27 protein-coding genes are annotated in these 23,444 nt (G+C 39.1%); 5 read left to right on the top strand and 22 right to left on the bottom strand.

Annotation, left to right across the window (positions count from 1 at the left end; translation table 11 throughout):
• Positions 1 to 16 precede the first annotated feature (16 nt).
• The 15 genes from KJ593_06810 to KJ593_06880 all read right to left on the bottom strand — a co-directional run bounded on the left by KJ593_06810 (position 17) and on the right by KJ593_06880 (position 14,625).
• The gene (locus KJ593_06810) at positions 17 to 541 is read right to left on the bottom strand and encodes a prepilin-type N-terminal cleavage/methylation domain-containing protein (GenBank protein MBU2541595.1); all 525 of its coding nucleotides are present in this window, start codon (positions 539 to 541) and stop codon (positions 17 to 19) included.
• Positions 542 to 556: 15 nt separating this feature from the next.
• Entirely contained in the window at positions 557 to 913 is a 357-nt protein-coding gene (locus tag KJ593_06815; GenBank protein MBU2541596.1) for a prepilin-type N-terminal cleavage/methylation domain-containing protein, read from the bottom strand.
• Positions 914 to 932: 19 nt separating this feature from the next.
• Positions 933 to 1,382 (bottom strand): type II secretion system GspH family protein, encoded by a 450-nt coding sequence (locus KJ593_06820; protein ID MBU2541597.1) that lies wholly within the window; start codon positions 1,380 to 1,382, stop codon positions 933 to 935.
• A 67-nt stretch (positions 1,383 to 1,449) separates the two neighbouring features.
• Positions 1,450 to 2,679, bottom strand: coding sequence for a type II secretion system F family protein (locus tag KJ593_06825; protein ID MBU2541598.1), 1,230 nt, complete (start codon positions 2,677 to 2,679; stop codon positions 1,450 to 1,452).
• 24 nt (positions 2,680 to 2,703) lie between these two features.
• A complete protein-coding gene (gene pilB, locus KJ593_06830) occupies positions 2,704 to 4,398 on the bottom strand; it encodes a type IV-A pilus assembly ATPase PilB (GenBank protein MBU2541599.1) in 1,695 nt (564 codons plus the stop codon).
• 27 nt (positions 4,399 to 4,425) lie between these two features.
• A complete protein-coding gene (locus KJ593_06835) occupies positions 4,426 to 6,549 on the bottom strand; it encodes a hypothetical protein (protein MBU2541600.1) in 2,124 nt (707 codons plus the stop codon).
• Positions 6,518 to 7,063, bottom strand: coding sequence for a hypothetical protein (locus tag KJ593_06840; protein ID MBU2541601.1), 546 nt, complete (start codon positions 7,061 to 7,063; stop codon positions 6,518 to 6,520). The genes KJ593_06835 and KJ593_06840 overlap by 32 nt, the downstream gene beginning before the upstream one ends.
• Positions 7,064 to 7,163: 100 nt before the next feature.
• A complete protein-coding gene (locus KJ593_06845) occupies positions 7,164 to 7,580 on the bottom strand; it encodes a peptidoglycan-binding protein (protein ID MBU2541602.1) in 417 nt (138 codons plus the stop codon).
• Between the two features lie 26 nt (positions 7,581 to 7,606).
• Entirely contained in the window at positions 7,607 to 7,873 is a 267-nt protein-coding gene (locus KJ593_06850) for a 50S ribosomal protein L27 (protein ID MBU2541603.1), read from the bottom strand.
• Positions 7,874 to 7,894: 21 nt separating this feature from the next.
• Positions 7,895 to 8,764, bottom strand: coding sequence for a cation diffusion facilitator family transporter (locus tag KJ593_06855; GenBank protein MBU2541604.1), 870 nt, complete (start codon positions 8,762 to 8,764; stop codon positions 7,895 to 7,897).
• A 186-nt stretch (positions 8,765 to 8,950) separates the two neighbouring features.
• A complete protein-coding gene (locus KJ593_06860) occupies positions 8,951 to 9,373 on the bottom strand; it encodes a hypothetical protein (protein MBU2541605.1) in 423 nt (140 codons plus the stop codon).
• Positions 9,374 to 9,498: 125 nt separating this feature from the next.
• The gene (locus KJ593_06865) at positions 9,499 to 10,884 is read right to left on the bottom strand and encodes an MATE family efflux transporter (protein MBU2541606.1); all 1,386 of its coding nucleotides are present in this window, start codon (positions 10,882 to 10,884) and stop codon (positions 9,499 to 9,501) included.
• Between the two features lie 77 nt (positions 10,885 to 10,961).
• Entirely contained in the window at positions 10,962 to 12,650 is a 1,689-nt protein-coding gene (locus KJ593_06870) for a Na/Pi cotransporter family protein (protein ID MBU2541607.1), read from the bottom strand.
• Positions 12,651 to 12,705: 55 nt separating this feature from the next.
• Positions 12,706 to 13,182, bottom strand: coding sequence for a hypothetical protein (locus tag KJ593_06875; GenBank protein ID MBU2541608.1), 477 nt, complete (start codon positions 13,180 to 13,182; stop codon positions 12,706 to 12,708).
• A gap of 9 nt (positions 13,183 to 13,191) precedes the next feature.
• Complete coding sequence (locus KJ593_06880) at positions 13,192 to 14,625, bottom strand: glycosyltransferase (GenBank protein MBU2541609.1); 1,434 nt, start codon at positions 14,623 to 14,625, stop codon at positions 13,192 to 13,194.
• A 154-nt stretch (positions 14,626 to 14,779) separates the two neighbouring features.
• On the opposite strand from KJ593_06880, the gene dusB reads away from it, so the two are divergent.
• Together dusB and KJ593_06890 are read left to right on the top strand one after the other, a co-directional pair.
• Positions 14,780 to 15,757, top strand: a complete 978-nt coding sequence (dusB, locus tag KJ593_06885; GenBank protein ID MBU2541610.1) for a tRNA dihydrouridine synthase DusB — start codon at positions 14,780 to 14,782, stop codon at positions 15,755 to 15,757.
• Complete coding sequence (locus KJ593_06890; GenBank protein ID MBU2541611.1) at positions 15,754 to 16,317, top strand: DJ-1/PfpI family protein; 564 nt, start codon at positions 15,754 to 15,756, stop codon at positions 16,315 to 16,317. The genes dusB and KJ593_06890 overlap by 4 nt, the downstream gene beginning before the upstream one ends.
• Here KJ593_06890 and KJ593_06895 read toward each other — a convergent pair.
• The 7 genes from KJ593_06895 to KJ593_06925 all read right to left on the bottom strand — a co-directional run bounded on the left by KJ593_06895 (position 16,291) and on the right by KJ593_06925 (position 21,515).
• Positions 16,291 to 17,142, bottom strand: a complete 852-nt coding sequence (locus KJ593_06895; GenBank protein MBU2541612.1) for a histone deacetylase — start codon at positions 17,140 to 17,142, stop codon at positions 16,291 to 16,293. The genes KJ593_06890 and KJ593_06895 overlap by 27 nt on opposite strands.
• A 161-nt stretch (positions 17,143 to 17,303) precedes the next feature.
• Positions 17,304 to 17,558 carry a translation elongation factor-like protein gene (locus KJ593_06900; GenBank protein ID MBU2541613.1) on the bottom strand — a complete coding sequence of 85 codons (255 nt, stop codon included), beginning with the start codon at positions 17,556 to 17,558 and terminating at the stop codon, positions 17,304 to 17,306.
• Between the two features lie 27 nt (positions 17,559 to 17,585).
• Positions 17,586 to 18,110 carry a hemerythrin domain-containing protein gene (locus KJ593_06905; GenBank protein MBU2541614.1) on the bottom strand — a complete coding sequence of 175 codons (525 nt, stop codon included), beginning with the start codon at positions 18,108 to 18,110 and terminating at the stop codon, positions 17,586 to 17,588.
• Positions 18,111 to 18,288: 178 nt separating this feature from the next.
• The gene (locus KJ593_06910) at positions 18,289 to 18,840 is read right to left on the bottom strand and encodes a DUF3786 domain-containing protein (GenBank protein MBU2541615.1); all 552 of its coding nucleotides are present in this window, start codon (positions 18,838 to 18,840) and stop codon (positions 18,289 to 18,291) included.
• Positions 18,841 to 18,843: 3 nt separating this feature from the next.
• Positions 18,844 to 19,791, bottom strand: coding sequence for a protease modulator HflC (gene hflC, locus KJ593_06915; GenBank protein MBU2541616.1), 948 nt, complete (start codon positions 19,789 to 19,791; stop codon positions 18,844 to 18,846).
• The gene (gene hflK, locus KJ593_06920) at positions 19,788 to 20,771 is read right to left on the bottom strand and encodes an FtsH protease activity modulator HflK (GenBank protein MBU2541617.1); all 984 of its coding nucleotides are present in this window, start codon (positions 20,769 to 20,771) and stop codon (positions 19,788 to 19,790) included. The genes hflC and hflK overlap by 4 nt, the downstream gene beginning before the upstream one ends.
• Positions 20,772 to 21,017: 246 nt before the next feature.
• Positions 21,018 to 21,515, bottom strand: coding sequence for an O-acetyl-ADP-ribose deacetylase (locus tag KJ593_06925; protein MBU2541618.1), 498 nt, complete (start codon positions 21,513 to 21,515; stop codon positions 21,018 to 21,020).
• Positions 21,516 to 21,695: 180 nt separating this feature from the next.
• On the opposite strand from KJ593_06925, the gene KJ593_06930 reads away from it, so the two are divergent.
• From KJ593_06930 to KJ593_06940, 3 genes are read left to right on the top strand one after another with little or no spacing between them, the layout of a single operon-like run.
• Positions 21,696 to 22,322 carry a prepilin-type N-terminal cleavage/methylation domain-containing protein gene (locus KJ593_06930; protein MBU2541619.1) on the top strand — a complete coding sequence of 209 codons (627 nt, stop codon included), beginning with the start codon at positions 21,696 to 21,698 and terminating at the stop codon, positions 22,320 to 22,322.
• Positions 22,322 to 22,789, top strand: coding sequence for a hypothetical protein (locus KJ593_06935; GenBank protein ID MBU2541620.1), 468 nt, complete (start codon positions 22,322 to 22,324; stop codon positions 22,787 to 22,789). The genes KJ593_06930 and KJ593_06935 overlap by 1 nt, the downstream gene beginning before the upstream one ends.
• Before the next feature lie 27 nt (positions 22,790 to 22,816).
• Complete coding sequence (locus KJ593_06940) at positions 22,817 to 23,434, top strand: type II secretion system GspH family protein (GenBank protein ID MBU2541621.1); 618 nt, start codon at positions 22,817 to 22,819, stop codon at positions 23,432 to 23,434.
• Positions 23,435 to 23,444 lie beyond the last annotated feature (10 nt).

The raw sequence follows: 23,444 nt of genomic DNA on the forward strand, positions 1-23,444 counted from the left end.
CTTAATTTTTCTTGATCTATAAATTCCTCAACTTAACATTAAACCGTAATTTAATAACCTCATCATCAATCTGGCTTTGGATATCAACCTTAAGCGCTCGGATCAAAGATAGAGTTATGGGCTGGCTAAGAGGTTGACTATTCTGATCAAAATAAGTGATTGAAAAAATATCTACATTTTCTAAAATTTCTTGATTTAAACCAGGACCTTGACTGCGATAAAGCCCATCTCCTGCTAGGCCTGACCAAGAAAAAGCTATATCTTCTAGAGCTGTCTCTTTCAGGCCATTGTCATTTAAATCTTTCCAAAAAGTAATTTGATTATCACCCGCATCACTAATCTCAAGGCCAGCTCTTAACTCCTTAAGCATGCTTTCAACTACATTTGAAGCTGTAAGCCTAGCCTCAGTATGGCCAGATTCAACTGGCCAGGAGCGAAAAAGCGACATGCTTATCAGAGTTACGGCTGAAATCAAGACGCTAATCAGCCCAACACTTACAAGCACCTCAATTAAGGTTAAACCGCGATTGGAAATAGACATTTTGCGACTTTGCTATTAAATATCCGAAACGTAACTTGCTAAACTAATGCTAACCTCACCGCCCTTAGCCTGCCAGAAAACATCTATTTGGACTTCTTTCAATCCTGACTGTATTGCCGAAACCTGCACTTCTCGTTCGTAATCAGAAAAGTCAGGGACCTGGGCTCTAGTCTCATTAGCTACGTTGGCAAAGGTGAGATTTCTTATATCTTCTAATTTCTCCTCAAGCAAATTCTTTGCTTGCGCAAACTCCTTTACCTGAGTGCTTTCTGAAAGACCGATGGAAAAAGAATTTACTAAACCCACAAGACCTATAGAAAGCAACACTGTTGCCAAGAGCAATTCCAGGAGACTAAAGCCTTTTTCTTTCACTTCTTGAATATCTCAAAGATTAAGGCTTAGTACCGTTTGTTGCATAGACATCATCGCCAATAGTACCTGCGATTACACCAGTTGCTGAGCTTATGCCAGTAATGGTTGAAGTACCATCCGGACCATCAGACCATATTACATAGAATTCTCCTCCTCCATCAGTGTCAAATTTATATTCAACACCAGTATTACTAAAAGGGTCAATAAGTTCACTTTCGATAAGCTGTGGGCTTGTTGCTACTAATTCATCCTGCCAGTCATCTGCGTTGGCATCATCAGGAAACACGCCATGGTGTATCCTATATGCCTCAACCGCAGCCTTTAAAGCAGCAGTTTCTCCTGCTGCCACAGCAGTATTTGCCTCATCCCGCATACCCAGGAATCTGGGAACAGTAATCCCTACGAGAATTGCAATAACCGCAATGACAATTAACAACTCAATCAACGTAAAACCTGCTAACCTTCTCATAAAGCCACCTCCATAAGATTTAGCGCCGATTGTCATCTGATCGAACAGATGACCTTAATCGACGAATTTAATGTTTTAGGGCCCTTATTACCTTCACCATATCAAATACAGGCATTAACATCGAGGCCATAATAAAAGCAACTATACCGCCGATTATCAACAAAAACAAAGGCTCAATAAAACTAATCAACCGTCTCAGATGATAATCGATAAGACGCTCGTAATAATCAGACAGCTTAAAACACATTTCAGCTATGTTTCCGCTTTGTTCGCCCGCTGAAATCATCTGCAAGACATCAGCAGGAAAATGACCGCTCATCTTCAAGGACTCAGAAAGCATAGCGCCTTCTTCTACTAATCGCATGCTTGCCTCAATTGTCCTTGAGATCACTACATTACCCATCACCTCCTTTGAAACCTCCAAAGACTTTAATATCGGTACACCACTTGCTTCCATGGTTGCCAGTGTACGGCTAAAACGAGAAATACTTAAACGTCGAAAAATAGATCCTAAAAGCGGCAGTTTTAATTTTAATCCATCAAAATAAATTCTGCCTTTTTTAGTATTAATAATCCATTTTAACACAAAGATTAAAATAAAAATAGCAATTAAAAACAATAACCAGTGACTTCGTATAGAAATGCCTACGTTATTCAAGATTCTAGTAGATAGAGGCAAGTTAATATTTGCCTTTTGAAAGATTGTAATAAAATTTGGAACCACAAAGCTGGTGATGAATATTATTAACGCTGCGCTGGCAACAGTTAAGAGCGCAGGATAAAACAAGGCTGATTTAACCTTGGAACGCAGCTCGAAATCTGACTCAGCAAATTGAGAAAACCTGGCTAAGACGTCAGACAACTTTCCGCTTGTCTCCCCTGCCTTAACCATATGCACTAGAAGCTTGGGAAAAACTCGACCTTGATTATCTAGGGCCTTGGATAGGCTCGAGCCAGATTCGATTTGCCGAGCAATATTTTCTAATACAGCTTTAAAACGCTTATTTGTAATCTGTCCGGCCAAGGTAGTGAGTGTGCCTAAAATTGGAAGTCCAGAATGAATAAGATTCGCAAATTGAATATAAAATATAAGTTTCTCTGTTTGGCTGATAGAGGAAAACCTGTTGAACCAATCATTGATATTGATTCCAGCTACGCCCTTAGCCCTTAAATCAATGACTAAATAATCCATCTTATGCAGTTTATCAATCGCCTCATTCTGCGACTCGGCCTGGAAATTACCCTTTATTAAATTGCCTTTTTTGTCTCTAGCTTTATAAACAAAAACTCCTGACATAAATCTCCTTTGGCGGTATTTATATTATTCTTCCGTAACCCTCATTATTTCTTCAATAGTGGTAATACCAGAGGTGATTTTGTTTAAACCTGCTTCTCTTAAACTACGCATGCCTAATCTTGCAGCAGTTAGACGGATAGCACTGGTAGATACCTTATTTATAGCGAGGTCTTTAATCGCCTCGTGCATAATAAGCAGTTCAAAAATCGCTGCCCTGCCGTGAAAACCAGTATCAAAACACTTCTTGCAGCCCTTTGCCTGATAAAAATTCTTTGTAGATAACTCTTTTTTCTTTGGAATATTAAGACTTGCCAGGACCTTATCAGAAACATTATAGCTGGCTTTGCAGTCCGGACAAAGCCGCCTTACCAACCTCTGCGCAATTATACCAATAACTGATGAGGCGATCAGAAAAGGTTCTATGCCCATATCAATAAGGCGCGTTATTGCTCCTGGCGCGTCGTTTGTATGCAAGGTCGATAACACCAGATGCCCTGTTAAGGCAGAATGTATGGCAATCTCGGCTGTCTCTTTATCGCGAATCTCTCCTACCATTATTATATCCGGATCCTGGCGTAAAATCGAACGCAATCCATTTGCAAACGTAAGATTTACCTTTGGATTGACCTGAATTTGACGTACTCCTTCAAGATGGTATTCTACAGGATCCTCAATAGTAATAATATTCTTATCCGCAGAGTTTATCTTACTTAAAGAGGCATAGAGCGTAGTTGTCTTTCCACTACCTGTTGGTCCTGTAACCAGAATAATGCCGTGGGGCCTTGTGATTAATTGGGAATATTTTTCCAGTTCCTCATTTTCAAAACCTAAATCTGTCAAACTAAAATTTAGCTGTGTAGTATCAAGTAATCTTAAAACGATATTCTCCCCGAAAACAGTAGGAACAGTCGAGACCCTAATATCAATGCGCCTATTTTCAAGTTTTACCTGAAAGCGGCCATCCTGAGGAATTCTGCGCTCTGAAATATCAAGATTGGCAAGTATCTTTATGCGAGAAATCACTGCCTGCTGCAAGTGCTTTGGCGGAGACTCTACTTCATGCAACATGCCATCAATGCGATAACGCACTCTTATCGTATCTTCTTCTGGCTCAATGTGGATATCGCTTGCCTCTTCTTTAATTGCCTTCATTACAAGAAGATTTACTAGTCTAATAAGGGGCGGTTCCTGCGCCAGATTCTGGAGACGTTTGACTGAGACTTCTTTACCTGCCTTTAAATCATTTTCTACTTGCTCTAATTCTTCTACAATCTGATCAATGCTTGTCTTGGCTCCATAGTAAGACTCAATCGCCTTGCGGATATCGGATTCCTTAGCGACTACAGCCTCAATAGTAAGTCCAGACATCATGCGAATCTTATCCTGGGCAACAATATTTAGTGGCTCGGCCATAGCGCAGGTTAGAGTGTTGGCGATTTTAAAAACCGGCATAAGTTCATATTGCTGCGCAACCTCTCTGGGCACAAATTGTAATATCGCAGGGTCAATCAAATAACTGCTTAAATCAATACTGGGAATCCCTAAATGCGAACTTAAAAAAGAGACAAAAGAATCTTCATCTATAAATTCCAGCTTAAGAATTGCTTTGCGCAGGGAAATACCAGCTCTTTTTGCTTCTTTTTCAGCCTGTTTAACCTGTTCTTGAGTAATCAGTCCTGTCTGGACCAAACTCTGTATTAAAGACTTCTTTTCCTTCATAGGATCCTTCCTTTAACCGCCTTTTAATTAATCCGCAGCCTTGGGTACCGTAAACATTTCATCAATGACGCTATCAATATCTCTCTGCATACCTCTTCTATACCATCCGGGAATCCTGCGCTCAAGTGAGCGCTTAAAATCATTTCTGACCCAACTCAGTCTGGGAGTATGTATCGTGCCTCTTAAGGTAAAAGGAAACTCTACAAATGGTGAAACATCTCCAATTACCTTAAGTAATTTCTTAAATTGAGCCGATTCTGCCAAGACCTCCTGACTAAATTGCGCGCTAAAGTAACCAGAGACCTGATTATCATTATTAATATGCATATTTGTTTTTAAAATTGCGTCTTTTCCCCAGCTCTTGAGTCCATATCTGTAAATTCCTTGTTCTAGAAATGAAAAATTTAACTGCATTCTATCAAAATCAATAACCTTTAAAGATTTAATCTTCATGTATTCTGATAAACCTAATAAAATAGCTGTTTCTTTAAGCTGGCCGTCTTGTATTAATAATACACCTTCGCAGAATTGATTGCCTTGCGAACGGACAAATAACTTTGCAGAGACTTCACCTAAAAGATTGTAGGGCAAATTAAGGCTGGTCTGAATCTCGGCAGCATTGATTCCTTCTGCATGCAATCGTAATGTATGCTTATAGACTGGAGAGGATTCAATATTAAGATCGCCGGAAACCTTACCGTTAAAACCAGAAAGAAGAATGTTTTTAATCTCAAGGCCTTTTTCGTTAAAATCCAGATTAGCAGACAGATTAGAAAAATTCAATTGCTTATCCTTCTCCCCCTCTGCCTTCTTAGCCAGGACTGAAAAGATTATTCCATTGATCGACAATAAACCTTTATCTTCCTCCTGCGAAAACTTAAAATCCTCAATCTTCAAAGAATTTAAATTGTTATCTGCTGACTCAAAAGTAACCTCTGCGTTGCCTAGAATACAAGGACCCTTCTTCTTGAAAAGAGCCTTTGCCTCTATTGAACGCGGCAAGAAGGCAATGGCCTTATCAGGGTCTTTTATGATGATATCTGCGGTTAACTTTATTATATCTTTCTTTTGGCGAATTTCACTATTTAATCTAAGCGGTATATCATTGACAATGAAGAACAGATTATCTACTTTTAGCCCCCTATCTGTCAAATAGACCTTTCCTACAATATTTTTAACTAATGGCAAGGGCGCATAATGAGAACTCGCACCCAAGAAATTTAAGGCTAGGACAAATTTCAAATCATCAACAGGGCCTCTGACATTAGCAGCTAAATTAAAGGTACCATGTGTGCCAAAATCCTTAACTAGAGATTGTATGTTCTCAATAGAAAGATTGCTGGAATTGATAATGACATTAATCAAGGGTGTCTTGCTTTTAAAATTTTTAACCAGGGCATTACCCGTAATATGATCATAGCCTAGGGACAGATCGAATCTCTCAACAAGAAATTCGTTATCTTTCAAATTCGCCAAAAACTCATAACCTAAATTCTGAACTAATAGCTCCCTTCTAAAAAACCGCGCAAACGAAGAATCTGGTAAAAACTTACACTCTATAGTAAGCGAACCTTGAGAGAATATTTCCTCCTTACGGATAAGAATACGCCCCCCAAGTTTAGCAAGCCATACCCCACCTTGGTCTTGCGAACTATCAATAAAAATAAACTTTAATGCCTTAACAATAACGTTAGGATTTTTAAAATCAACCTCTAAAGGGATAATCTGATTTTTTAAAAATTCTTCGTAAGCTGCCTTGGCGATTGCTGCTAATCTATCCAGGCTCTTGAAATCCTTGTCTACATAGACAGCCGCGTCTTTACATCTTAATCTATTAACGTTGAGCTTCTTAAGGAAAACATCAAAGGCGTCAAAACCAAAGCTGAGCCTCTTGGCCTTAAAGAGCAGTTTTGGCGGAGTGGAATTATCTATTACTGCCAGGTTATGAAGGGTTATGCCGCTTACAACATCAAAAGTAACTGCAGAAAGATAAATCTTACCCAGAGACTCATCGATATTATTATTTATCTTGCTAGTATAGCGGAAGAGAAATAAAGACAGGTAGAGCTGAATTATAATAACGAAGCAAAGGAGGAAAAATATTATGCTTAATATGCGTTTAGGGCGAAACGCTAAGGAAAAGTTTATCATTCTGGAATATGTCTATTTTATCTACATATTCTTTTAATAGATAAGTGTTGCCAAGTAGTGAGGTTATGCTTTTCTCTTTAAATTCCGAGAAGACAAAAAAGACTGGACTTGCAAAAAATTCATTCCTGATTTCTTTTATCAACGCTTGCGTCTTATCGCTCTTCTCCCATTTGACATCAGAGATAATCTTATAGAGGATGCTCTTAGTAAAAAGGCTCAATTTACTTTCTGGATAAGAATTTAGAAGATCAACCAATTCAGGAATGGCCATTGAAAACTCTGACTTCAAAAAATAATATTCGGCTATAGCGAATTTAGCCTCGGCAGCATACCTGTACTCAGAATCTTCTCTTAAGAGTTCAGTCAAACTCAAAAAAGCAAAATCCTGCCTTCCCTCCTTGGCAAAATGCCGAGCGTCATTATAAAGAGCATCAACAGAAGTAAAAGAAGCACAGGATGTTAAAACTCCTAAGCAGGAGAATATCAAAATAAATATCACAATCCTTGGTTTCAATTTACCCCCTCCAATAGCCTTGCCTCTTGCCTTAGGCAAGAATACAGCAAGTTCATTTGGCCTTATTTTTCAGTTATTATAACACCTTACTTGCGTTAAATCAATAAGTTAAGTATTTACGTAGGAGCTTCCATGTATTACGGCCAACCTTGCCATCAACCAAAAGATCATGCGTCTTCTGAAAGGCCCTGATAGCCGCTTTTGTCTTTGGGCCTAACTTGCCATCAATTTTATCAACATCAAAACCAGCGGACTTTAGGGCCTTCTGTATCTCTTCCACATTGCCAGGGAGATTTGACTCAACTTCCTGCTGTATTTGTTCAGGGGCATCTTTCTCTTCTTCCTCCTGCAACTCCTCGGCTAGAATAGAGGCATTAATCGTTGACATATCCACAATAATCTCAGGCACATCAGACTGCGCACCTATAAGTGTTTGCTTTCTTATATTAAATATAATCTGCAAAATTATAAATATAATAAATACTGTAATTAAGCCTGACCAGAATTTTTTAGACATTATTTCCTAGCAATTAGTGATCTTGACTACTTATGAATCTTTTTCTCCTTAATCTTGCCTATATTTATTACTGTTGCTGTTCGCCTCGTCTTGTAGGTAGCCCTCCGTTTCGTAAAATACACCTTCCCTGTTTCTAATGCATAAAGGGTACCTCTACCACCAACATGAATACCCGGTTTCCACTTTCCGCCCTCGCGAGTAAGAATCGCACCCTTTCTGACTTCTTCACCAGAACTCACCTTTAATCCTCTAGTCTCTTTATAATTTATATGAGACAACCCGCCTTTTCTCATCCAAGCCTCCTGATTTTGATTTTATTCACAGTTTTCATCACATGGCTCCATGTGGATTACGACATCGCTTACTCCTGCAATCTCCTTCTTGATTTTTTGTTCAATAAATGAACTCAAATCATGGGCATCAGCAAATCTTGTGCGCTTATTGATTAGAACATGTAAATCCATATGGACATCATCAGCCCTGCCGCGTGTTCTAATCTTGTGACATTTTATTACGCCCGGCACCTCAAGACAAATCTGTTCAATCCTTTTTGCCTCAACAACAGTAGTATCGCATAGCACCTTTGAGGCCTCAAGAATTATCTCAACTGCAACCTTTCCGATAAAAATACTGATCATTAAAGCAATAATGGGATCTAACATTACCATGCCCATCTTCACAGCTAAAAAACTAAAAAGAACTGACAAAGACGTAAAGATATCTGCTCTCGTATGCATGGAATCCGAAATCAGTATATCACTAGCAAGACGCTTTCCTTCTCTATGCTCATAAATCATAACTCCTAGATTAATTGCCAACGTCAACAGCATCACACTTACGCTGACAATATCAATGTTGGGCGTAATTGGACTGATTACCCTTTTTAGACTTAAAGAAATAATATTAAAACAAGCCAAAAAAAGCAATAAGGCTATGCCGATTGAAGTAAGTGTCTCGTATTTCTTATGGCCATAGGGATGATCTTTATCAAGAGGCAGATAAGCAATCCAAACCCCCAGTAATCCGATGATATTAGAGGCACTATCTGAAAAGGAATGAAAACTATCTGCAACCATACTTGTACTGCCTATTTTCTGGCCGAAAATAAATTTAGCCAAGGCCACAGCAAAATTTAGAAACAGGGTTAAAATAAGCACCCTCTTGATTTGGCTACCCTTTCCCATGTCTATCCTTTTTCTACTATAATTAATAAATCCCTATCTTGCCGCTAGGAAGCAAAGAAAAAAATGAATGGAACCTCGCGAGTTTACCCTATAAAATGCGCCCTATAATTGTGCAAATTCTGCAGGGAAACATTTTACAGGACTGCTCCAACAAGCTCCATTCAAAGTCCCTTCTATTCAGTCTTCCTATTTTGCTACTTTAAATTTTTCGTTTAATTTCGAAAAGATATAAGAAGATGCTGCGTCCTGTAGGTGGCTATTCAAACAAATTATCTCTACGCTGGTAAGATTGGGTTTTTCTGCTTTGAAAAATAAACCTACCTCCGTAGTGTCAATTGCGTCTTCAAAATTAATCGCTATAATCTGACCTATCTGGCTATCTTTTTTAAAGACTTCAGCCTCCATGCTTTCTAAGATTTCCAGGCACTCAGTAAAACAGCCAGAAAAAGAACATCGAAAGGCCGCTACTTCCCCTTGGCCTCTTTTTCTCTCAAGTGCCTCTGTGGATGAACCCCAGAATTTCTTTCCTGCCTCTTGTAAGTTTGCACAACTTACCAGGGGAATCGAAAGAATACAGATAAAAATTAAAGTTCTAAATTTCCCATTCATTGTTGCTAATTATACCAAGAAAACGTCTCTTTTGCAAATATCTAACTAAACTAACAAGGTGAAGTCTCTTACTAGACGAGAAAGGCTTATGGCTCTCTAGAAAAACCCCCTGCCTAGTTTCTGGCCTATTTTGGGTCACTGATCAACACTGACTTTATCTTCTTCCAGCGGCCTATCTCAAACCAGATCAAAATAAGGATGCCATTTAGAGCATAGGAAGTAGCAAGTGCCAACCATACTCCGTATAACCCTAAGGAAGTGTACTTAGAAAGGTAGAATGCTGCAGGTATCAAATACAACCATAAGCTAAAAAGCGCAATCAACATTGGGACCAGTGTATCTCCTGCACCTCCTAAGGCCCTATTTAATACCAGACCCAAAGCAATAAAAACATAAAAGGGAGCGCAGGTCTTGATAAACTCAGAACCCAATAGCACAACTTCAATATTCTTCGTAAATACCGAAATAACCTCTTTTGAGAAATAAAATAAAAGGATGCCGACAATCGCCATAATTATAAAATCGAAACCGGTTGCAACCCAAGCGCTTTTTCTAGCGCGAAGGATCTTTCCTGCACCCATATTCTGCCCCATCATAGTTGCTGCAGCCACACCCAATGCAAACGCAGGCATCAATATATTAAAATTAATTCGCATGACAATACCAAAGGCAGCAACAGCAACAGTTCCAAAACTAGCAACAATACCAATTAAAACCATGCCCGACACAGACCTAAAGAGCATTTGCAATCCTGCAGGCAGACCAATCTTGACTACCTGCCTAATAACTCCAAAGTCAAATCTATAGTTTTTAAAATCAACGCTTACTCGACTCTTTCGGCTGTTAAGAAGTCTTAATGCTAAAAATGCTGAGATACCTTGACCAATAATAGTTGCTACCGCTGCACCACTTGTTCCCATTCGGGGTAGGCCAAACCAACCAAAGATAAACACAGGGTCAAGAATAATATTAAATATGTTGGCAAGTCCCATAAACACCATGGTCGGCAACACATCACCTGCTCCCTGCAAAACCGAATTCCCCAAAAAAAGCAGTATCAACGTAAAGCTCCCTAGCATCAATATCTTTAGATAATTCTCACCCTGTAAAATTACCTCACTGCTAGCTCCCAGAATGAATAACAAATTATTTGAGAAAAACATACCTATGATTGCTGCGATTAACGCAAGTATCAATCCTAAGGCCAATGACTGAATCGCAATAATATCAGCGCCTCTTCTATTCTTGGCTCCGACATTTTTTGCTACTAGAGAAATCGTTCCAATTGAAATACCGCTTACTAAAGTAAAAACAAACATCATTACTGTGCTGCTTATTGCAACAGCAGCGATTGAATCCGGCCCCAGACGACCTACCCAAAACATATCGACAAGACTTTGCATACCATGCAACAAGGCACCCACCATAAGCGGCAAAGACAAGGCTATAATATTCTTAAGGATACTCCCCTGGGTATAATTGTTGTCTCTTGCAAATAGTTTTTTAATCATGCCTAAATAAAGAAAAATGCTGATGACTTTTTTGCCATCAGCTATTTAAAAGTTATATTTTTTAAAGGCCTTAAAACTCAAGTCTTAAAAGCAGAATTCTTTTCCAGGACTGCGAAGTCTGCCTTTTTAACCTTATCATAAGAAAACTGCCCCAAGGCAGCTTGAGCAATATTCGTAAGGTGATCTGCAACCTTCTCCAGATTATTGATAAAATCAACATAAATCATTGCGCTTAAAGGCTCGCATTTCTTCTCGCACAACCTTTTTGTATGTTCGTCGAAAAACTTAACATGAATACGATTTACCTCACCCTCTAAAACTAAAACGCGCTTGGCGCAATTCTCATCAGAAGTCAAAATAGCAGGAATAACATTTTCGAACATCTCTTCAATCTTACCGTAGATAGTACGCATCTCAGCAATCGCATTGTTGGAAAATTTTACTTTTTCAGAAACAATCCTTTCTATCAACTCGCCTACATTTACAGCATGGTCTGAGATTCTTTCGATATCATTAATCGTATGTAAAAGCGGCGGTAGTTGTTCTGATATATTTAACGTAAGGGCATCGGTTGAAAGTTTGGCTAAATAGAAGGTAATATCATGTTGAATATTATCAATCGCATCTTCGGTAGTCTTTATATGTTGGATTGTTTTTTTATTTTCCTCAAAGAAACTCGTCACTGCCAAGGCAAATACCTTCTTTGCCATACCCGCCATATAGGCAATTTCTTTTTTGGCAGCATCAATGGCAAGATGAGGAGTTGCAAGCAATTTATCCTGAAGATATTTCATCTCTCCGCTAATATAGGCGTCCTCTCCGGAAATAATATGTTTGATAAACTTAGAGGTAATGCCGATAATAGGGATAAATACCAAGGCATTCACAACATTGAACAATGTATGGGCATTGGCAATGTTTCTTGCGATAGTGTCTGTGTTAATAACTCCCGGCGTAATCCAATCAACGACTTTAGGGAATATTCCCCAATAAGTAAGAAAACCAAAATAGACCACACCGATAATATTAAATATAGTATGAAAACAGGCCATGCGTTTAGCAGAAAGTGTCCCGCCAATACTGGCAAGCCAGGCAGTAACCGTTGTGCCAATGTTATTGCCTAATAGTATATAGATGGCTGCCTGAAAATCAATCAGACCTGCACCGCTTAAGGCAATTAACATACCTACAGAAGCAGAGCTTGATTGAACCAAACTCGTAAAAATTGTGCCGGCTAAAATTCCTAGAAGAGGTTTTTGAGAACATTGGGCAAAGAAATTATGCACCGCGGAAATATCCTTAAGCGGCTTTGCTACTCCGGACATAATTGACAGGCCTAAAAATAAGATACCCAATGCAAGTATTACCTGACCCCAAAACTGCGTTTTCATCCTGCGAGAAAAAAGCATCATAAATAAACCCAGTCCTATAGCAGGTAATGCATATTGAGATATCTTAAAGGCAATAATCTGGGCAGTAATAGTGGTACCGATATTTGCTCCCACAACTACACTTGCAGATTGAGCTAAGGAAATAATTCCGGCATTAATCAAACCAACGAGAATGATAGTAGTCGCACTACTTGACTGGATTAATCCTGTAACTAAAGTTCCTGTGGCAATGCCCTTAAAAGGATTGCCAGTCAAAGAACGCAGTAACCTTCTCAGCTTAGTTCCAGCAACCTTCTGCAGTCCTTCGGAAAGGAATCTCATTCCAAAGATAAAAAGGCCTAGTCCACCAACTATTCCGAAAATAATATCTTTCATAATTTCAAAGTTTTCCCTTTAATCCAGTATACAATAACATAAAAAAAAATTAGATTCAAGTTAAATTAAATAACGATTTCTTCTGACACTTCCGGCATATATGCACTTCGCTAATTTTATCATTTAGCCTTACATTAATGTGGTTAGCCTTATAAATAGGGCTCTTGCAATAGTCACAGCTAAATTTTTTGAAACAGGCCCGAGAGTTAACATTCCATTTAGAAATAATACGTATAAATTCGGATTTTAATTTTGCAGGAGGTGATAAATCTCTAATCTTTAAGTTGACTTTTACTTTAGGGTAGGAAATTTTTAAATTCTTCTGGCAGTTCCTACACAGGTGCAGAGGCGTCTTAAATTGCGCGATATAGAGCCAATGATGCCAGGCGCGCCTTAAGACCCTACGGCAGTTTCCACATTTAAAAATTCGATAAACTCTGCCTGGCTTAATATGCCATGTCTTTACTATCTTTAGAAGTTGTTCCTGGGCTATATTAAGGTTTGCCTTCTGACTTTGACTCTTTTTGTGCACCTTATTGACTTAACTATTATTCCTCTTCGACTCCCAGATTGTTTTCACCTTACTTTTTAAATCATCACTAGAGAAAGGCCATACAGTGCGGCCATAGAGCGCCTGCCTAATCTCCTGATAGGTCAAATCATTGATCCTAAAAGGCGGGATCTTATTGTCGATTTCCAAATAATAACGCATTAATATTAAATGTTTTTTCAGCATTTGAGGAAGAAGAAAATTTCTTTTTACATACTCATGAGCCTCTTTTCCCATTTTCTTGCGCATCTGACCATCTTCTATTAAGGTCTTCATCCCGCACGCAACAGATTTTCTGTCATCAGGATTAACAAGAAAACCATTCGCTCCGTGTACAACCTGCTTCTGTATGCCGCCGACCCTGCTTCCGATAACCGGCGTAGCGTGCCAAAGCGCCTCGGTGACAACAAGCCCAAAGCCTTCCTTGGTGGAAATATGTACAAAACAATTTGCAATTGACATAAGCGAACCAATGACAATATCATTATTTTCCACGTTTAGAAGTAGATGAATATCCTTATCATCTTGGGCCTCCTGAGATACCTGGTTATACATATCTATTCCCTCGGGGTCATCTGTAGCACTATTACCTACAATTATAAGAAGTGGTTTTAACTTCGCTGATATATTTTTCTTTAGCAGTTTAAATGACTGAATTATGCCCTTTTGATTTTTATGAATGTCATAGCGAGAGACGGCGGCAATTATCGGCCGCTGCGGATCGATATTATGCTTATTAAATAAGTCACTTAAATTATTCAGCGCTTCTTTCCTGGAAAATAATTTATTCTTAGCCCGCAGTGGATCTATTGAGGGCGTAATTTCATAAATAGGAATCTGAAGATTGCCTTTAGCAAAATCTTTTGTGCTAAATATCGCTCCTTCGTATTGATTAATATAAGGCAAGAGAAATCTCCAGATACGTCTGCTTGCATTAGAGGTATCAATGTGGCAGCGCCAGATAATATGTCCATAAATATTGCCGTACATGATGAGCGCTGCTGGCTGCGGGTCGTGGACAGTAACCATGTGACCAACTATTTTTACCTTTCTCGTATTTTCACTTAGGGTATCTAAATATGCGTGGAAGATTTCCTCTAAGGTTATCGGCTGATCAACTCCCTGAATTAAATTATGGAATTTTTTGGTCACTGCGAAAAAGTCAGGACTGCCTTCCAAAACAAACCAGCGACAATCTATGCCTAGACCTCTTGCCAAAGGTATAACTCCCTGCAGCATCTCAGCAACTCCTCCTCCTACAAATGTTGAGTTCACATTAGCCCATACCTTGCCAGAAAGAGGCTCTGCTAACCATCTCAGCTCATCAACAAAGTGCTTGCCTGAAAATTCTTCATAACGTGAGATATCTACAGGCTTTAAACGAACATATTCGTTCTTAAATTTCCTCGAACGATCATCAAACATGTATCCTCCTTGAATCTATAACAAAAGCTATTAGATTTTATTTTACCTTAGTTTTAAAAAATGTCAAAACACAAATGAAAAATTTAATTACACAGATTATTTCAAAGAAATTTAAAAATAGACTTTTCTATATTTTTCTAATAGAATGATACCTATGTTAAGAATCAGAAATTTAAAAATAGAGCCTGCGTTAATTTTGGCACCAATGTCAGGCATAAGCGATGTCCCGTTTAGAAAGATCATGAGGAAATTCGGCGTGCATCTGGCCTTCATGGAGATGCTTAATGTCAGGGCCCTACCATGCGCGAGGCAAAAAATTGATAGCTTGTTTAAACTTGAAAGTAGTGACTGGCCAGTCGGTATTCAATTATTAGGCACTGAAGAAAAATTTATTTTAAGGGCCTTAGAGATCCTCCATAAATATAAATTAAGTATTATTGACTTTAATGCAGCCTGCCCTGTCAGAAAAGTAGTACGGCGTGGCGAAGGCGCAGCGCTTCTAAGGGAACCTAAAAAGCTATACAGGTTATTGAAGCTAATTAGAAAAAATACAGATTTGGCGCTTTCAGTGAAGCTAAGAACCGGCTGGAGTAAATCTTGCGTTAATGCGGTTGATATTGCAAGCTATGTCCAAGATGCAGGTCTAGACTGCATCTTTATCCACGGAAGGACAAGAGAACAGAAATATAGCGGTAATGTAGATTATGAAACAATAAAAAGAGTAAAGAAATCTGTCTCTATTCCCGTAGTTGCAAGTGGTGATATATTCTCAGCAGCTCTTGCAAAAAAGATGTTAGATGAAACCGCTGCTGACGGGCTCCTCTTAGCACGTGGAACGCTGGGACACCCTTGGTTGTTTAAAGAAATAAAGACGTATCTAGAAAGCGGCGTTGTGCCTAAGCTGCCCTCACTCGCCCAAAAATTCAAGGTTATCTTCCAACACCTTGATTTTTTAATTGATTTCTATGGAGAAAAAACAGCCTTAATTAAATTTCGCAAATTTATAGGCTGGTATCTTAAGGGTGAAAAGAATATCCGTGCAATCCGAAAACAAAGTAGTCAGATAAAAACCAAAAAAGAATTATCTAATCTGTTAAATAAATTCAGATTAATAAAAAAGGAGCTCAAATGAACAAGAATGCGCTGATTATATTAGCGGATGGTTTTGAGGAGATTGAGGCGATTTCAGTGATTGATATACTGCGCCGGGCCTTTATCCACATAACTGTCTGCGGCCTAGATAATATCACCCTGACAGGCTCGAGGAATATAAAAGTCCAAGCAGATATGAAACTCGATGACTTTAATGAAGATGTGGATGCCTTAGTCTTGCCTGGAGGCTCAAAAGGCGCTGATAACCTTTCTAAGTCCAATAAAGTTAAAGAATTAATCCTAAGGCTGAATCAAGAAAATAAGATAATCGCTTCGATATGCGCTAGTCCAGCGATTCTACTTGCACCACTGGGGATTTTAGATAAAAAATCAGCAACATGTTATCCGGGAATGCAAGATAAATTCTCTACTAGTACAAAATATGAAGAAAAAGATGTGGTTATAGATGGTAATTTAATAACGAGTCGCGGTCCGGCAACGGCAATTTCCTTTGCATTAAAAATTGTCGAGAAATTAACTAACGAAGATAGCGCTGAAGATATAAGAAAAAAATTATTGGCTCCTAGATATGCCGGATAGGAATTCGAATAAGCAGATTGAAAGATCCTTACTATAGCCGCCTTCTAAGACACAAAATTTTGGCTTACCTAACTTAGCAATCAATTCACCTATTATTCTATAGCTAGTCTTATCTAGCTTAATCCCTCCTAAGGGATCTCTTGCGTAGGTATCAAAGCCAGCAGAGACAGCTATTAAATCTGGATTAAAGTCGCTTGTAATCTTAAGAGCATTATTGAATACGCTAAGATACTCGGCCTCTTCGGTTCCCGCTGCCAGAGGAAAATTATAACAATTCTTATCGCTCTCCAACCCTGTGCCAGGATAGAGCGGGCTTTGGTGCAGCGAAAGATAAATAATGTCTTCTGCTCCCTTAAATATATCCTCTGTTCCATTACCGTGGTGACAATCAAAATCAATTATGGCTATTCTCCTGCCCTCACCGCGCATCTTCTCTACAGCGATTGCAATATTATTAAAATAACAAAATCCACCCAGGCAATCACGTGTTGCGTGATGTCCTGGCGGCCGCATAAGAGAAATTGAGACGCCAAATTTGATACTGAGCTCTGAAGCTAAAATAGCAGCCCCGGCTGAAAGTGCTGCATATTCGAAGATATTAGAAAATGCTGGCGTATCAGGGTCGTAGAATTCCCCGCTTTTTACCTCCTGCAATAATTTAGCGCTGTGCACCCTAAGGATATCTTCCTCAGAACAAGAACTAGGTTCAATAAACTTGAAATCCTTGCTCTTAAGAAGCTCGTAACAGCGCTTTAGCCTCTGGGGAGATTCAGGATGTCCTGCCTGCTCAAATTCAAAGCATTTTTTTGAGAAAATAATTTTCATCGCTAATTGTCTTTGGAAATAAGCTGTCTAAAAAATAAAAGAGTAGCTCTAGATAGTGAAGGATTGCACTACTTCTTTATCCTTGCTACTCTCTTTGCGTCCCGGCTGGAAATCTTAACTCTTTAGGAGGCTTGCTAGTTAAGACTTCAGGAAGGCATGCTTTATTCAGTTACCTTAAAAACAACATCATTCTCGTGAACCTTGCTAGTAACCTTGATACCAACAGAATCCCCTGCATTTGCCTCAGTTGCATCTTTATGTTCTACCTGCATAGAATCGACTGTCTGCTGGAAATCTTCTGAATGCCCCTTAATATGGATTGCATCACCTACTTTCAGAGAATCCGTAAGTTCAATTATTGCTACACCTATCTTACTAAAATAATGGCTGATCTTTCCAATCTCTTTCTCTGGCATATTCACCTCCTTTAATAAGCCTCACTTCTATAAATCACTAACAAGCTGCCTATATTTTTCATGTAAAATAGCCTGATCAAAATCGCTAAATCTTTCAAGTATGATCTTCTGTTCAGACTCACTAAATAACTTAATTGACTTAGGGAAAAATACTGACTCTTCTTTGCCTTCATGCAATTTTAAAAGAGAATGGTAATCCTGGATTAAAGAATCCAACTCGTAAGAATCAGCAAAATCGCCTTGCTTAAATTGTTGATAGAAGTAACACATCTTCTCCTGCATCTTCCTAAAACCTACATGCTCAAGCTTTAACTCTTCCATTAAATTCTTTAAATCAACTGATAGATTCTTTAATTCACATTCAGCGAAAAGGATTCTCTCTTCCTTACCATGATGGCCAAGATCAGCATAAGAACATAAAAAATCGATAAATTGACTTAGGTCTTGCAGGCAGGATTTATCTCCTCGCCAGTCCTTAGATTTATTGAGCATTTGAACACCTGCACGCTCAATCAACTTATGTTCGATTACCAGAAATTGGATAGGACTCATAGAGACTATTATACTCCTTACTTAAAAAAATACACAAGAAAAAAATACTTGGCATCTTGAAATATTACTCTGGCTATGGCATACTTTATTCGGAAACAACAGGAGGTATCAAGATAGCGCAAGCTATCAGGTTTATCACCTACAAAAAGGCCTCATAATCTATGGGGCCTTTTTTGTCTCATACTAGCTTGGCAATGATTCCTGAAAGGACAGCTACATCTTCCGTAGAAAAAATATCCTCTATACTACTGTCAAAAAGGATGTTGGCTTCAGCGGGAAATTCCTCATCCTCACCCCAGAGCGAAATCATGACTGGAACGTTTCTGAAGGCCTCAAGCACAATAGAACAATCGCTGTATTGTATTTTTTTTCCAGGAAGTCTTTCTAAACAGTCCAGCAGACTACTGGGGGATTTGCCATACTTTCGGATAATCGGATCAATTGTCCTCTTACGGAATGCATCGTAATAGCCTTTGCCTCCGGCAAGTTGCTGAAAACTAATCCAGTTTTCCTTAATCTGAGGCAGGCCTTTTAATTTTTGAATAAGATAGTGCAAGATTAAAATGCTTATATACTCGGGAGAGACTGCATTGCAGGATAAAGAAAACACCTTCCTCTTATTGGTGTCTATCTCGTACTTATCAGCCAGGAATGCCGTATTGATTTTTTCTTCTCTAGTAAGCTGACTTACTTTATCCCAGGCATTCTGAAAAGCTACATCATAACCCATAGATTATTTGGGCTCTATCTCTTTTAAATACTTATAATAATCGCTGTCAGTTGTCAGGATTATAGTGCTTTTATCATCAATACTTTCAGAATAGGTCTCCAGCGTCTTTAAAAATGAGTAAAATTGAACATCTTTATTGTAGGCATCAGCGTAAATCTTAATTGCCTCAGCATCAGCCTCTCCTTTAATGACTTGGGCCTTTTTATAGGCCTCTGAGGTAATCTGCTTTAATTCTTTTCCAACTTGACCTTCAATCTCTGCCGCTTTACCTTGACCTTCGGAACGATATTCTTCTGCAGCGCGTTTTCTTTCGGCAATCATACGTTCATAGACCTTTTTGCGCACATCTTCAACGTAATTTATTCGCTTTATGCGCACATCAACCAGCTCAATACCATATTGAGGCGCTAATTTGCTCGCCTTCATCAAAATCAACTTATCTAATTCTTCTCGTCCAAGTTTAATACGCTCCAGTGCCTCCTCTGGAACAGAGACATCCTCTTCTAGCTTTTCGCTATCCAGGATACGATTTGTATCTCTGACAGCCTCTACCAAGAGATGACTGGTGATAACATCACGCGTTGCGGAATTGATAATGTCATCCACTCTAGCATGAGCAGCAAGCTCATTACCAACTGCCTGCAAAAAGTCTAAGGCATTAACTATCTTCCAGCGCGCATATGCATCCACCCAGATATATTTTTTATCCCGCGTAGGAATCTGATTAGGGTCACCATCCCATTCTAATAACCTCTTTTCAAAATAATGTGCCTGTTGAATTAGGGGTTTCTTAAAATGTAGTCCAGCCGTAGTTATAGGTTCGCCTACCGGTTCTCCAAACTGGGTTATAACTACCTGCTTTGTCTCATCAATAATAAAAACCAAACCTGTAGCAAATAAACCGATTATTAAAATCAACAAAACTCCTGCGATATTAACAAAATTTTTCATTGCTTTGCCTCCCCGATATTCAACAACGGCAAAATAGAAGATTGCTTCGGATCTATTATATATTTATTTTTTGCCTTCGGTAACACTTCTGAAATTGTCTCAAGATATAACCTTTTCTTTGTAACATCTGGTGCCTTTTTATATTCGGCCCAGGTGGCCAAGAAACGATTGGCCTCACCTTCGGCCCTATTAACCTTATCCAGCTTATAGCCTTCGGCTTCACGGATTGTCTTTTCTGCCACGCCTTTTGCTTTAGGGATTGCCTTATTGTATGCCTCCCAGGCCTGGTTAATCATGCGCTCTTTCTCCTGCTTTGCCTCATTAACCTCATTAAATGCCGGCTTTACTGTATCAGGTGGATTAACATCTAGAAGTTTGACAGTTACGACTTTAATTCCAGTATCATAAGTGTCCAGCCTCTTCTGCATTTCTAACTGTGCAACATGACCTACCTCTTCTCTATCTGTAGTAAGCACCGAATCTACTCTATAATCTCCCACTAATCGACGCATTACAGCCTCAGATATATCCCTTAATGTCTCTACAGGATTACGCACGTTAAAAAGTAATTTTACAGGGTCATTAACCTTAAACTGCACAATCCAGCGAACATCCAGAATATTAAGATCACCTGTCAGCATAAGCGATTCATCAAGAAACTTCTGAGGTGAATAGCGAGTCTTAATTCCCGGACTTATGGTCCTTAGGCCAAACTCTTGCTTAAAAACCCTCTTGACCTTTACCGGCGTCACCTTATCAATACCAAAAGGCATCTTAACATGTAGGCCAGGATTCGAAGTGGATTTATACCTACCGAATCTCTGCACTACCCCCACCTCTTCAGGGCCAATAGAATAGACAGAGCTGGCAAGAAGCGCCAAAATTGCTACACCTACAACCAAGGTAGGCAAAAATTTAACGTAGCGATTTATTTGGGCTCTTCCAACATTAATAATATCTTCGGGTGTGTTAAACTCCATATTAAACCTCCTTAAAATGAGTGGATAATCTCGAAGTTCGGGATTATTAGGATGATTTCTTCACCCGCCTGCAAACATTCTCTGGCGGATTAATGAGACTGCAAAAGGTCTTCTAATGGATAGAAAAACAGCAGCAATGCAGATTGTAGCCTTATACATCTAAGTTGTCAAGGGGAAAATCTTAAAGCTAAAATATTATTGCTTATCAATAAGGGTAATAAGTAATCTCTTCCATAAAATATTCACTTAAACAAGCTGCCTCCAAATCTTCTTATATACTTCTAAATCACTATTTGAAAAACAGATAAATCTAATCTCATCAAAGTCCTTTTCAAATTCTTTACCCAGAGTCAAGGCTATTTTTGTTGCTGCTTCAATTGGATAGCCATATACGCCTGTACTTATTGCGCAGAATGCGATTGTCTTTAAGTTGTGTTTCTTAGCCAGAAGAAAACTATTTCTATAGCAATTCCTTAAAAGCTCTGACTCTCTTTTTTCGCCTCCCTGCCATATTGGTCCTGGGGTATGTATAATCCTCTTTGCCTTTAGCTTACCAGCAGCGGTCATCACTGCTTCGCCAGTTTTACACCCGCCAATCTTACGGCATTCTTCTAAAACTGACAGACCTGCGGCCTTATGAATCGCACCGTCTACGCCGCCACCACCAGCTAATCTAGTATTTGCGGCATTAACAATCACATCCACATCTTCAGCTGTTATATCAGCTTTTTTTATAGTTATCATGTAGGCTCCTTTGACATTATTATACTCCACCCGGACCAATAATCTAAGGATAAATTGCACTATACCCCTAAAATACTTATCCTAAAAATTGACTAGTTATTGTTAGCATGTTATACTTTAAAGAGAAGGGGCTATATTGTGTAAAATCAATAACTTAGCTCTATTATCCTAATTAAGATCATGTTTAAGAATAAAAAAGGCTTTAGCCTGATAGAATTAGTAGTGGCAATTGTTATTATGGTTATCCTTGCTTTGGCTGCGACTTCGCGCTTTGGCTCATATAACACACTAAGATTAGCCTCAGCAGCAAGAAAGACAGCAGCTGACCTGCAGTATGCCCAGCAATTGGCTATAAGCGACAGTACGCTGGTTTCAGCAGGACAAGTAGATGGCTCAACTGCCTTTACTACAAAAGAATGGGTCCTAGAGTTTGACACGACTACTAATACTTATACCTTGTATCCGAATGTTTGGTTTTTTGTAATGTCAGGTGATAATTATTTTTTTGATGATCCGATCCAGGACCCTTACACAAAGGATGATTTCATTGTTGATTTAGAAGAATATGGAGTGAGCATAAACTCTATTAACTGCAATGGAGGAGGAAACGATACTATAATCTTTACTACAGGCAATCCTCCAATCTGCGCTCAGAGACAGGCATGCAGCACTCCTATTGGCAATCTGCATTGCTACGGCATTCGCTCACCATTAACTGCAGATGCCACAATAACCTTGCAATACGATGCTGATCTAAGCACCCGAAATGTAACAATATCAGAAACAGGAAGGATCCAGGTGCAGTAATGAAACTTAAAATAAGAGCGGTTAGTCTGATTGAATTACTTATATTGATGGCTGTTTTGGCTATCAGCGTGTCGCCTCTTCTGTTCATGTTTAATAATGCCTTCAGGTCTCAAGAAATGAACCTGATTATTACAAAGGCGACTTTTCTGGCTCAGGAGATAATGGAGACGCAGACGTTCAGGGATTTTTATGATCTGCAAAATGATGCCATTGTTTATTTAGATCAAACAGGAGACTTTTCTTCTCTCTTAGGTATATGTACTGGAAATGAATGCGTTCAGGAACCAGATTATAACTTCCAATACAGCATCCGATGTATTTATCCTAATGTAGCAGATTTAGGAAGTGCTGCAGCAGTACTGCCTTTGGGAGAATATAGCAATTACGTGCGTATAAATGCCCGAGTCTGGCATAATGATTTTCCTAATAGGGTAGTGGAGCTGGCAACCTTGGTTACTCCTGATTAAGCTCTTGAATCACTGGTGGAAACGTATATGAAAAACATAATGATTTTATTCAAATCCAGATATTCTAAACGAAACAGAGATTCACTAAAGGGCTTCTCTCTTATCGAACTATGTATCTCAATAGCGATCATGGGCATTTTAGCAGTTATCTTTGCTCCTGTAATGAGCATGGGTATAGAGTCAGCCCTTTTTAACCTGGACCGTAATTATGTAATAAGAGAGGCTAGAGGCGTTCTTCATACCATGGCCATGGAGATAAGTAGGGCTGATGTAATAGATGATTCTGACTCTGCCTCTATTACGTTTCATCCTGCAGGAATACCTCCTGCTGACCGGGTGACGTTTACCAGCTCAGGGACGAGTCAAGAAAACGTTGCTAGGAGCTACTTTGATGATGCTAGCTCTTCAACAACAACTAAGACGATCACTCTTTGTTGCGATAATCCTCCCTGCTGCGACAGTCCACCTTGTCTGCCGGTGTATTTTGAATATGTGCCATATTGGGGAGGAGTAACCTGGAATTCTTGTGGAGCAGGAATAAATTGTAACGAGGTTCGATTAGTTAGAATACAGTTGCGCATGAACAGAGAAAGCGGCAGTGAGATTACGCTAACCACAAGTGTAAGACTGCGTAATATGCAATGAGGCTATAATC

Source organism: Candidatus Omnitrophota bacterium, assembly GCA_018830005.1.
Classification (GTDB): domain Bacteria; phylum Omnitrophota; class Gorgyraeia; order JAHJTE01; family JAHJTE01; genus JAHJTE01.